The sequence below is a fragment of the Embleya sp. NPDC005575 genome, assembly GCF_040605455.1.
GTDB lineage: Bacteria > Actinomycetota > Actinomycetes > Streptomycetales > Streptomycetaceae > Embleya.
Window position 1 is genome coordinate 1 of the sequence record NZ_JBEXCV010000228.1, and the last position, 10,738, is coordinate 10,738.

The 10,738-nt window shown below is 71.7% G+C and carries 6 protein-coding genes and 1 pseudogene; 6 read left to right on the forward strand and 1 reads right to left on the reverse strand.

Features of this window, described 5'->3' with window-relative positions; genetic code table 11:
• From ABZS54_RS39835 to ABZS54_RS39855, 5 genes and pseudogenes are all read left to right on the forward strand, one after another.
• Positions 1–569: pseudogene (locus ABZS54_RS39835) on the forward strand (hypothetical protein); the annotation flags it as partial.
• A gap of 129 nt (positions 570–698) precedes the next feature.
• Entirely contained in the window at positions 699–2,345 is a 1,647-nt protein-coding gene (locus tag ABZS54_RS39840) for a protein kinase (RefSeq protein WP_355547339.1), read from the forward strand.
• Between the two features lie 219 nt (positions 2,346–2,564).
• On the forward strand, positions 2,565–4,415 hold the full coding sequence (locus ABZS54_RS39845; protein WP_355547326.1) for a protein kinase: 1,851 nt from the start codon (positions 2,565–2,567) through the stop codon (positions 4,413–4,415).
• Positions 4,416–4,633: 218 nt separating this feature from the next.
• Positions 4,634–6,019 (forward strand): NAD(P)/FAD-dependent oxidoreductase, encoded by a 1,386-nt coding sequence (locus tag ABZS54_RS39850; RefSeq protein WP_355547329.1) that lies wholly within the window; start codon positions 4,634–4,636, stop codon positions 6,017–6,019.
• A 117-nt stretch (positions 6,020–6,136) separates the two neighbouring features.
• Positions 6,137–7,723, forward strand: a complete 1,587-nt coding sequence (locus ABZS54_RS39855) for a succinic semialdehyde dehydrogenase (protein ID WP_355547332.1) — start codon at positions 6,137–6,139, stop codon at positions 7,721–7,723.
• Positions 7,724–8,515: 792 nt separating this feature from the next.
• On the opposite strand, the gene ABZS54_RS39860 is transcribed toward ABZS54_RS39855, so the two are convergent.
• Entirely contained in the window at positions 8,516–8,800 is a 285-nt protein-coding gene (locus ABZS54_RS39860) for a chorismate mutase (protein ID WP_355547335.1), read from the reverse strand.
• Between the two features lie 290 nt (positions 8,801–9,090).
• Between ABZS54_RS39860 and guaA the strand changes: the two genes are divergently transcribed.
• Positions 9,091–10,680, forward strand: coding sequence for a glutamine-hydrolyzing GMP synthase (guaA, locus tag ABZS54_RS39865; RefSeq protein WP_020549167.1), 1,590 nt, complete (start codon positions 9,091–9,093; stop codon positions 10,678–10,680).
• Positions 10,681–10,738 lie beyond the last annotated feature (58 nt).

A 10,738-nucleotide genomic window follows, 5' to 3' on the forward strand; every position in this document is an offset into this window, starting at 1 on the left:
CGACGCCCACCATCGGCGCGCCGGTCGGCAGCGGACCGGCCGCGGCGGGGCCCGCATCGGTGCCGTCCGCAGCGACCGACGCACGGGTGGACACGCTTGTCCCGACGAACCCGCCGGGCGGTTTTCGCCGGATGACCGCGCGCGGCGCGTTCACCGTCCTGGTCCCGGCCGACTGGTCCGTGCGCGACGCCGCCGGCGAACGGGTCTACTACCGCTCCCCGGACGACCTGTACCGCTTGGGCGTGCGTCCCGACGCGTCCGACGCGAAGGGCGATCCGTGCGGCGAGTTGGCCGTACAGGCATCCAAGGGCCTGGGACCGGGCACTTTCATCGGAAACGGAACGGACTACCATCAGATCCGCCTCGCGTGCACCACGGTGCACGGACAGGTCGCCGGTCTCTGGGAGTTCACCTGGAACGACCGGGGCTCCGTGCGCCGCTCGATCAACATGCGCTTCGTCGAGGAGGGCCGGACCTGGGACTTCTGGGTCTCCGGCCCGGACTCCGGTTCGGCGCTGGTGCGTTCGGCCTTCGATACGGCCCGGGAGAGTTTCGCGCCGGGTGGCTGAACGAACCCCCTGGGGCGGAACCTTCGGAGCACGCCAAACGTCCTACACGTGACGCCAATGACGCGCCGACAGGGCGGATCGTGAGGTGTCCACGGTCTTGGGGAGGACCTCGTGGCACACGACAGCGGCATGCACGGCCGCTTGGTGGATGGGCGCTATCGGCTGGGCGAACCACTGGGCCGGGGCGGGATGGGCACGGTCTGGCTCGCCTTCGACGAACTGCTGCGCCGGGACGTCGCGGTCAAGGAGGTCCGGATACCGGACGACCTGGACGAGATGGAGACCCAGGGGCGCTGCGAGCGCGCACTGCGCGAGGCCCGTGCGGCGGCCCGGATCACCCATCCCAACGTGGTCACCATCTTCGATGTCGCCGAGGACGACGGACGCCCGTGGATCGTGATGGAGTTGGTCCGCGCTCCCTCGCTCACCGACGTGCTGGACGAAGGCCGGATGGCCCCGCACGAGGCGGCCGAGGTCGGCTTGGCGGTGCTTGCCGCACTGCGCGCCGCGCGTGCCGCCGACGTGCTGCACCGGGACGTGAAACCCAGCAACATCCTGATGGCGCCCGGCGGTCGGATCGTGCTGACCGACTTCGGCATCGCCACCGTGGCCGGTTCGGTCACGCTCACCGCGACCGGGATGCTGGTCGGCTCGCCCGAATACCTCGCGCCGGAACGGGTGCTCGGGCGTCGGCCCGGCCCCGCCTCGGACCTGTGGTCGCTCGGGGTGACGCTGTATCAGGCGGTGGAGGGTTTCTCGCCGTTCCGGCGCACCGGCGCGATGGACACGCTCAGCGCCGTGCTCACCGACGAGCCCGCGCCGCCGCACCGATCCGACGCGTTGTGGCCGGCCATCGAGGGGCTGCTGCGCAAGGACCCGCTGGAGCGGATCGACGAGGACGAGACCGAACGACTGCTGATGGCGGCTCTGGTCGGCGGTGGTGTGCCGGCTTTCGAGGAGCCGGGCGTGGACCTGCCGATTCCGCCGGGCACCGCGACGGTGGAGGACCCCGGCGGTGTGCGGGGCGTCACTCACTCGTCCTGGCAGCCGGAGCCGCAGCAGAGCCCGCAGACCCCGCCGGTGTGGCAGCAGGCGCCGCCGGTGACCCCGGCACCGCCGTTCGGCGCGGTGAGTCGGGCCGACCCGGAGGGACCGACCGGCGGCTACCCGATGACCGGGGCACACGCGTACTCGCCCGCCGACGCGCTGCACGATTCGGCCACCGCCGACGACCGGCCCAACCCGGTACTGATCGGCGCTCCCACCGGCCCCTCGGCGCCGAATGCCGCAGCCAAGAAGCGGCGCCGGACCGTGGTGCTCGGCACCATGGTCGCCGCCGCCGTGACCGCGTTGGCGATCTGGGTGCCCTCTGCGCTGGGTGAGCAGGGCGGCGGCTCGGACTCGCCCGGGAAGAGCGACGCGTCGCAGGGCGCCCCGGCCGGCCTCGACGCGCCGAGCACCGGCACCCGCAGGGACACTTCGCGCCCCACCAGCGGCACCTCGGGCGGCACCGGGCAGATCGACACCGGGACGTCCGGCAACAGCAGCCAGGGCGGTGGATCGACCCGCACCACGCGGCCGACCCACGCCGGCACGGGAACGGCCCGCCCGTCCACCACGGCCCCGACCATGTCGCGACCGCCGACCACCAGCCGACCGCCGGTCACGAGTTCGGCGCCGGTGACCCGTTCGCCGATCGACACGTCCAAGGGCGGCAGCGGTGGTGCGCAGAGCGGCGCACCGCGGGAGCAGGGCGGTGCGAGTACGACGAACTGACCAGGTGCGAGCCACACGCGGACCCGCCTGCCGGCCGACCCGACGGTCGCCGCGGGCCGGGCCGGCGACCCGTCGGCGCGGATTCGAGTGGACCCGCGCGGGTGGTCGGCGCACCCGAGGTTTCGATCCGCTCGCCGAACCCGGGGCCGTCGCATCTAATGTGACGGGTTCTAGTCTGGTGATGGCCGGCGGAACAGTCGGTTGACGCGGGGAGGGTACGTGGCACAAACCGGGGGCACGCGCGGCCGGATCGTCGGCGGGCGCTACCGGTTGGGCACCATGCTCGGCCGAGGCGGCATGGGCACGGTGTGGCGTGCCGTGGACGAGATGCTGCACCGCGACGTCGCGATCAAGGAATTGCGGCTTCCGGACCACCTCGACGACGAGGAGAAGGACCTCGCCCGCGAGCGCACGCTGCGCGAGGCCCGCACGGCCGCCCGGATCGGTCACCCCAACGTGGTCACCATCCACGACGTGGTCGAGGACGGCGGCATCCCGTGGATCGTGATGGAGCTGGTCGAGGCCCAATCGCTCGCCGAGATCCTGGAGACCCAGGGCACGCTGACCCCGGCGGACGCCGCCGAACTCGGTCTCAAGGTGCTCGACGCGCTGCTCGCCGCCGACGAGAAGGGCGTGGTGCACCGCGACGTAAAGCCCGCGAACATCCTGGTCACCGCGCACGGGCGGGTGGTGCTCACCGACTTCGGCATCGCCACCGCGACCGGCACCGCGACGCTCACCACGACCGGCATGCTGGTCGGCTCGCCGGACTTCCTGGCACCCGAGCGCGCCGAGGGCAAGCGGCCGTTGCTCGCCGCCGACCTGTGGTCGCTGGCGATCGTGCTCTACATGGCGGTGGAGGGTCGGAATCCGTTCCGCCGGGGCACGATGATCAGCACCCTGAACGCGATCTTGACCGATCAGGCCGATCCGCCCCGGCACGCGGGCGGGCTCGAAGCGGTGATCGCCGGCTGGTTGATCAAGGACCAGGACCAGCGGATGGGCGCCGAGGAGGGAGCCCGGATTCTGCGCGAGGTGGCCGACTCGACGCCGTCCCGGCAGTTCGACGCGGTACCGCCGCCGCCCGCACACAGCCCCGCGCCGCCCGAGCAGCCGACCACGCCGGCCGGGGCGTACGACTCGCACCGGCACGCGCAGCCCGGATCCGACAGCGGCGCGGCCCAGCACCCGGGCGGCAACACGCCGCCCGGCGCGTGGTCGCAGCCGGGGTATTCGCCCGCCGACTCGGGGAGTTCGGCGACCCGCACCGCCTCGATGGTCGGTGGGCCGCCGCATCCACCGCAGACCCCGCCGGAGCCGTACCGCCCGGTGCCGGAGCCTCGACGCGGCGGCACCGGTCGCGTCGTCGCGGTCGTGGCGCTCGTGGTCGCGCTGATCGTGGGCGGGGTCGTGGTGGGGATCGTGGTCACCAGGAAGGACGGCAAGGACGACACGGCGGCCACGAATCCGCCGGTGTCGCAAGGGGCCACGACGACCCCGCCGGGCCAATCCCCCAGTCCCACCGCGTCCACCGGTGGGGCCGTGGTGCCACCGGCCAAGCCGCCGTCGCAGGGCGGCCAGGACGGCGGCACGGCCGCGCCGACCACGCTGCCGGGCTACGTGTGGACGAAGGACGCGGCGGGCTTCAGCCTGTTCGTACCGTCCGGCGCCAAACGCGAGGTGACCGGGGCGCAGAAGGACCAGGTCGACTACCGCACCGCCGACGGCAAGGTGTTGATCCGGATCGGCATGACCAAGGTCGGCGGGAACCCGCTCGCCAACTTCCACACCAACGAGACGAGCTTCAAGTCCGCCTACCCGACCTACAACCAGGTCCAGCTCAAGGACTACGCCGGATATCGGCCGGGCTGGCAGGCGGCGGTCTGGGAGTTCACCTGGAACGGCGACCCGCTCGCCACCGGCACCAAGAAGCCGGCGCACGCCATGGACCTGGGCATCGTCACCGACCGGAACACCGACTACGCGATCTACGTCGCGTCGTACGAAACCGACTGGTCCAAGGCACACGACGCGTTCCAGAACGTCGCGGCCTATTTCAAGCAGAACTGAGCTTTCAAGCAGAACTGAGCTTTTCACGCAGGACTGAGCCTTCACGCAGGACTGAGCGACCGCTACGAACGAGCGGCCGACGGGACCGAGGGGCCGACCCGACCGGGCGGTCGGCGGAACCGAACGGCCGCCGGACCCAGGCGCGTGGCGTCGCCCACCGAATCATCGGATCCCGGCGGGGTACGGTGCGAACTACCCAACCCCACCCGGAGGTACCCGTGAGCCCGCAGTCCACCGACCACATCGACGTCGACGTGATCGTCCTCGGTCTCGGCGTGGGTGGTGAGGCCGTCGCCGGCAACCTGGCCACAGCCGGGCTCGACGTGGTGGGCATCGAGGACGGCCTGGTCGGCGGCGAGTGTCCGTACTGGGGCTGTATCCCGTCCAAGGCGATGGTGCACGCGGCCGGCGAGGCCCGGCACCAGGAGCACCCGGACTGGTCGAAGGTCGCCGCGAGGGTGCGTGAGTTGACCGCCGACTGGGACGATCGGGCGGCCGTGGACCGGCTGGTCGACAAGGGCATGACGTTCGTTCGGGGCGCCGGCCGCATCACCGACGTGAACATGGTCGAGGCGACCGACGCCGAGGGCATCGTGCGGCGCTTCCGGGCCCGGCACGCGATCGTGGTCGGGACCGGCACGAAGGCGTTCATCCCGCCGATCGAGGGCCTGGCGGACACCCCGTTGTGGACCAACCGCGAGGCGATCGAGGCCGACCAGGCACCGCGCTCGCTCGCGGTGCTCGGCGGCGGCGCGATCGGCCTGGAACTCGCCCAGGTGTTCGCCCGGTTCGGCACGCACGTGACGATCGTGGAGAACGGCGACCGGGTGCTGGCCGTCGAGGATCCCGAATCCTCGGACCTGGCCGAGTGGGCGCTGAGTGAGGACGGCGTGGAGATCCACTTGGGCGCACGGGCCGAGCGGGTCGCGCACGACGGCAAGACCTTCACCCTCTCGCTGTCCGACGGGCGCTCGATCGAGGCGGAGAAGCTGCTGGTGGCCACCGGCCGCCGGGCGGATCTGACCGCTCTCGGCGCCGAGGCGCTCGGTGTCGACCCGCACGCGCACGCGCTGCCGGTGGACGGGCAGTTGCGGGTGCGGCCCGGTGGCGAGCCGCCGGCGGTCTGGGCGGTCGGCGACATCACCGGGCAGGGCGCGTTTACCCATGTGGCGATGTACCAGTCGACCATCGCCACGAAGGCGATCCTGCACAAGGTCGGACGCGGTGCGGCGGGTCCCGACGCCGACCACAGCGCGCTGCCGAGGGTGACGTTCGTGGACCCGGAGATCGGCGCGGTGGGCCTGACGGAGCACCAAGCCCGGGCCGCCGGCATCGACGTGCGGATCGGCATCGCCGATCTGGCCGCCTCCTCGCGCGGGCACATCACCGGTGCACGGGGCTTCGTGAAGGTGATCGAGGACGCCGACCGGGGTGTGCTCGTCGGCGCGACCGCCGCGGGTCCGGCCGGCGGCGAGATTCTGGGCGCGCTCGTGGTGGCCGTCCGTGCGGCGGTGCCGGTGGCCACACTGCGGGACATGATGTACGCGTATCCGACCTACCACCGCACGATCGAATCGGCGCTGGCGGATCTCGACACGGACTGAGCGCGGCGGGGCGGGCGAGGGCTTTCGGTCGGTCGTTCGGGGTGGGTGTGCGGATTGTGTCCGCACTCGCGGCGGCGGTCCTTGTTACCGGCAAGTAGTGCTGTCTACGCTGGTGCCATGACGGACATCGCGGCGCCCGCCCCCGCAGCAGCAGCATCCATCGTCCTGCCGAGCCTGCCCGCCGAGCGGCTCGCCCGGCGCGTGGTGACCGGACCCGTGCCGACCATGGTGACCACCCGCAGCCCGTTCGACGGGTCGCCGGTCGCCGAGCTTCCCGAGTCCACTCCGGAGAACGTGACCTCCGCGTTCGCCCGCGCGCGGCTCGCGCAGACCGCGTGGGCCAAGCGTTCGGTGCGCGAGCGGACGGCGGTGTTCCTGCGCTTCCACGACAAGGTCCTGGAGCGTCAGTCGGAGATCCTGGACATCATCCAGACCGAGACCGGCAAGGCGCGCAAGCACGCGTTCGAGGAGGTCCTGGACGTCGCGCTGTGCTCGCGGCACTACGGCCGGAGGGCCGCGGGCTACCTGCGCGATCGCCGCCGGGCCGGTGCGCTGCCGGTGTTGACGAAGGCGATCGAGGTACGGCACCCCAAGGGCGTGGTCGGCCTGGTCTCGCCGTGGAACTACCCGCTGGCGCTGTCCATCGGCGACGCGATTCCGGCCTTCATCGCGGGCAACGCGGTGGTGATGAAGCCGGACACGCAGACCGCGCTCACCGCGCTGTGGGCCCAGGACGTGCTGATCGAGTGCGGCCTGCCCGAGGACCTGTGGCAGATCGTGCTCGGCGACGGCCCGGTGGTCGGCACCGCTGTGGTCGAGGGTGCGGACTACGTCGGCTTCACCGGCTCCACCCGCACCGGCCGCGAGGTGGCCCAGCGGGCCGCCGCGCGCCTGGTCGGCGCGTCGCTTGAGCTGGGCGGCAAGAACGCGATGATCGTGCTGGCGGACGCGGACCTGGACCGGGCCGCGGAGGGCGCGGTGCGCGCGTGCTTCTCCTCGGCCGGTCAACTGTGCATCTCGATCGAGCGGATGTATGTGCACGCCGACATCCACGATGCGTTCCTGGACCGCTTCCTGGCCCGGATCCAGACCATGAGGCTCGCGGCCGGCTACGCGTGGGACACCGACATGGGCTCGCTGGTCTCGCGCCGCCAGTTGCACGCGGTCACGCGCCATGTGGACGAGGCCCGGGCGGCGGGTGCCCGGGTGCTGATCGGCGGCACCGCGCGACCGGACCTGGGGCCGCTGTTCTACGAGCCGACGGTGCTCGCGGATGTCACGCCCGAAATGGCGGTGTGCGCGGAGGAGACGTTCGGCCCGGTGGTGTCGGTGTACCGGTTCACCGAGGAGGAAGAGGTCGTCACCCGCGCGAACGAGAGCGCGTACGGGCTCAACGCGAGCGTATGGACGCGGAACACCCGGCACGGCGGTGCGCTCGCGAGGCGGCTGCGCGCGGGCACGGTGAACGTCAACGAGGGCTACGCCGCGGCCTACGGCAGCGCGGGTGCGCCGATGGGTGGCATGGGCGACTCCGGGCTCGGCCGGCGGCACGGCGCCGAGGGCATCATGAAGTTCACCGAGGCACAGACGGTCGCGACCCAGCGACTGCTGCCGATCGCGGCACCCTTCGGGATGAGCGACGAACAGTGGGCCCGGTCGCTGACCCTGTCGCTGCGGGTGATGAAGGTGCTCCGCGTACGGTGACGCTTCGCTCGACGCGGGATTGGGGGTCCTCCCGCCCGCCCGTTGCGTGAGGCGAAGGCTGCGGATTTCGGGCGGGTGGTGAGCGGATCGGGCCTCGCGACCGGGGTCGGGGTGCTTCGGGTCATGGGCCGGGCGGTCCGTGGTGGCGGCTCGTGCCCTCCGGGGCCGGGGTGGGGCCGGGGGCGTGTCGGGTCGCAGGTGGTTGCTTCCGCCGACACGCGCGCGGGGCTGGTTGCCGTGTGGCCCCGGCGTGTGGCGCGGTGTGCGGAGGCGCGGGGTGCGGCTCGCGGGGCGTGGGGGCGCGGAAGGGTGAATTCCGGGAGGTGGGTGGAGTCGGAGTGGGTGATGCCAAGTCGGGACAAAGTGACATCTATTAACCGGTTAATGATCATTATTTGCGCTAACCGGACGTCTTCGGCTCGGGGGTGCCGTCCCGTGGAACCACCGATGTGCGGCGGGAATCCCGCTATTCTTGGCGCTGCCGGCGGCTATGGCGTGAAAGATCCGCTTCGCGGTGAATGCTTTGCGGTGAATGAGGCACGTCGGAGTTCGGTGCGTTCGGGGCGATCCATGGATGTGCCCAAGGCGCGGCGACCGGTGTCGAGCGTCCCCGACACCGGCCGCCGGCGGGGTTGTGACCGGTTGCTGTCCCCTGCGTCCCGGTCACGACACCGACGCGAGGTCCCACGGCGCACTGGTTGAGCGCGCCTCATCGCGTCGGCGGCCTTGCGTTGCCCGGCCCGCGCATCAAGCGGGCCGGCCATCAGTCACAACGACGGCCGGCGGGTGAGGTTACGCCTGCGAGCGGACCCGACCGCGACACAGTTCGAGAAGTGTCAGCGCGACGGTGGTCCCGGGCTTGCCCAACCCCTCGCGGTAGCGGGCGATGACCTCCATCTCGCGGGTCAACTGCACGCGCGCGCCGCCGGACGCGACGCGGACCCGCTGGATCTCCGCGGAGATGTCCACCCGCTCGGTGATCAGCGCGATGATCCGTCGGTCGAGATCGTCGATGCGGGACCGGCCGGCGCCGATCACGTCGTCGGCCGACTGCGGGTTCGTGGTGGTGTCTTCCATCGATGGCCTGCTCTCCGGAGGGGGTCCGTGCTCCGGGGCTTCGGTGGGAAACGCGAAGACGCCCCGGGTGCCGGACCCGGGGCGTCTTCGTCTGCCTGTGGCGGTACTCGTTCAGGCGATGACGGCGGCGCCGGGGATCCCGGTGCCATAGGTAAAGCTGCGCGTCACGTCGAACGAGGACATGGCGCCAGTATGCCGGGCCCGCCGGCGCGGACACCAGCCGGGGTTACCCGCGCGACGCCGGTAGAATCGGCATCCACCCCTTTTTTCGCTTCGCCGGAAGGCCCCTCGTGACCTTTGCCAGCCCGGACGGGGGCGGCACCGAGACCGTCCTCGTCGTCGACTTCGGTGCCCAGTACGCCCAGCTCATCGCTCGCCGGGTGCGCGAGGCACGTGTGTACAGCGAGATCGTGCCGCACAGCATGCCCGTCGCGGAGATGCTCGCGAAGCGGCCGGCCGCGATCATCCTGTCCGGCGGCCCCTCCTCGGTGTACGCGGACGAGGCGCCCAGCATCGACCCGGCGCTGTTCGAGGCCGGTGTCCCGGTGCTCGGCATCTGCTACGGCTTCCAGGCCATGGCGCAGACTCTGGGCGGCGTGGTCGAGAAGACCGGTCTCGCCGAGTTCGGCGCGACGCCGTTGACCGTGACCGGCACGGCGAGCACGTTGTTCGACGGGCTGCCCGCCGAGCTGTCGGTGTGGATGTCGCACGGCGACTCGGTCTCCGGCGCGCCGGCCGGCTTCGGGGTCACCGCGACCAGCGCGGGTGCGCCGGTCGCCGCGATCGAGAACGACCAGGCGCGGCTGTACGGCGTGCAGTACCACCCCGAGGTGATGCACAGCGAGCACGGTCAGGCCATCCTGGAGCGCTTCCTCAAGGTGGGCGCGGGGCTCGCGGCGAACTGGACGATGGTCAACATCGTCGAGGAGCAGATCGAGCTGATCCGCGAGCAGGTCGGCGACAAGCACGTGATCTGTGGTCTGTCCGGCGGTGTCGACTCCGCGGTCGCCGCGGCGCTGGTGCAGCGTGCGGTCGGCGACAAGCTCACGTGTGTGTTCGTGGACCACGGTCTGCTGCGCAAGGACGAGCCCGAGCAGGTCGAGCGCGACTACGTCGCGGCCACCGGCGTCTCGCTCAAGGTGGTGAACGCGCAGGAGCGGTTCCTGACCGCGCTTGCCGGGGTCACCGACCCCGAGGAGAAGCGGAAGATCATCGGGCGCGAGTTCATCCGCGTGTTCGAGCAGGCCGCGGCCGAGGTGGTCGCCGAGGCCGGTGCGCACGGCGAGGAGGTCGAGTTCCTGGTCCAGGGCACGCTGTACCCGGACGTGGTCGAGTCCGGCGGCGGCACCGGCACCGCGAACATCAAGTCGCACCACAACGTCGGCGGGCTGCCCGAGGACCTCCAGTTCAAGCTGATCGAGCCGCTGCGCAAGCTGTTCAAGGACGAGGTGCGCGCCGTCGGCGAGCAACTGGGCCTGCCGTCCGAGATCGTCTGGCGCCAGCCGTTCCCGGGCCCGGGCCTGGGCATCCGGATCATCGGCGAGGTCACCGCCGACCGGCTGGAGATCCTGCGCGAGGCGGACGCGATCGCTCGTGAGGAGCTGTCCCGGGCGGGCATGGACCGGGAGATCTGGCAGTGCCCGGTCGTGCTGCTCGCGGACGTGCGCTCGGTCGGCGTACAGGGCGACGGCCGCACCTACGGCCACCCGATCGTGTTGCGCCCGGTGTCCTCCGAGGACGCCATGACGGCCGACTGGTCGCGCCTGCCCTACGACCTGCTGGCCCGGATCTCCAACCGGATCACCAACGAGGTCCGGGAGATCAACCGGGTCACGCTGGACGTCACCAGCAAGCCCCCGGGCACCATCGAGTGGGAGTAGTTCCCACCGGCCGATCGCACGTGTTCGCCGCCGACCCCCACCCGATTTCGGGTGGGGG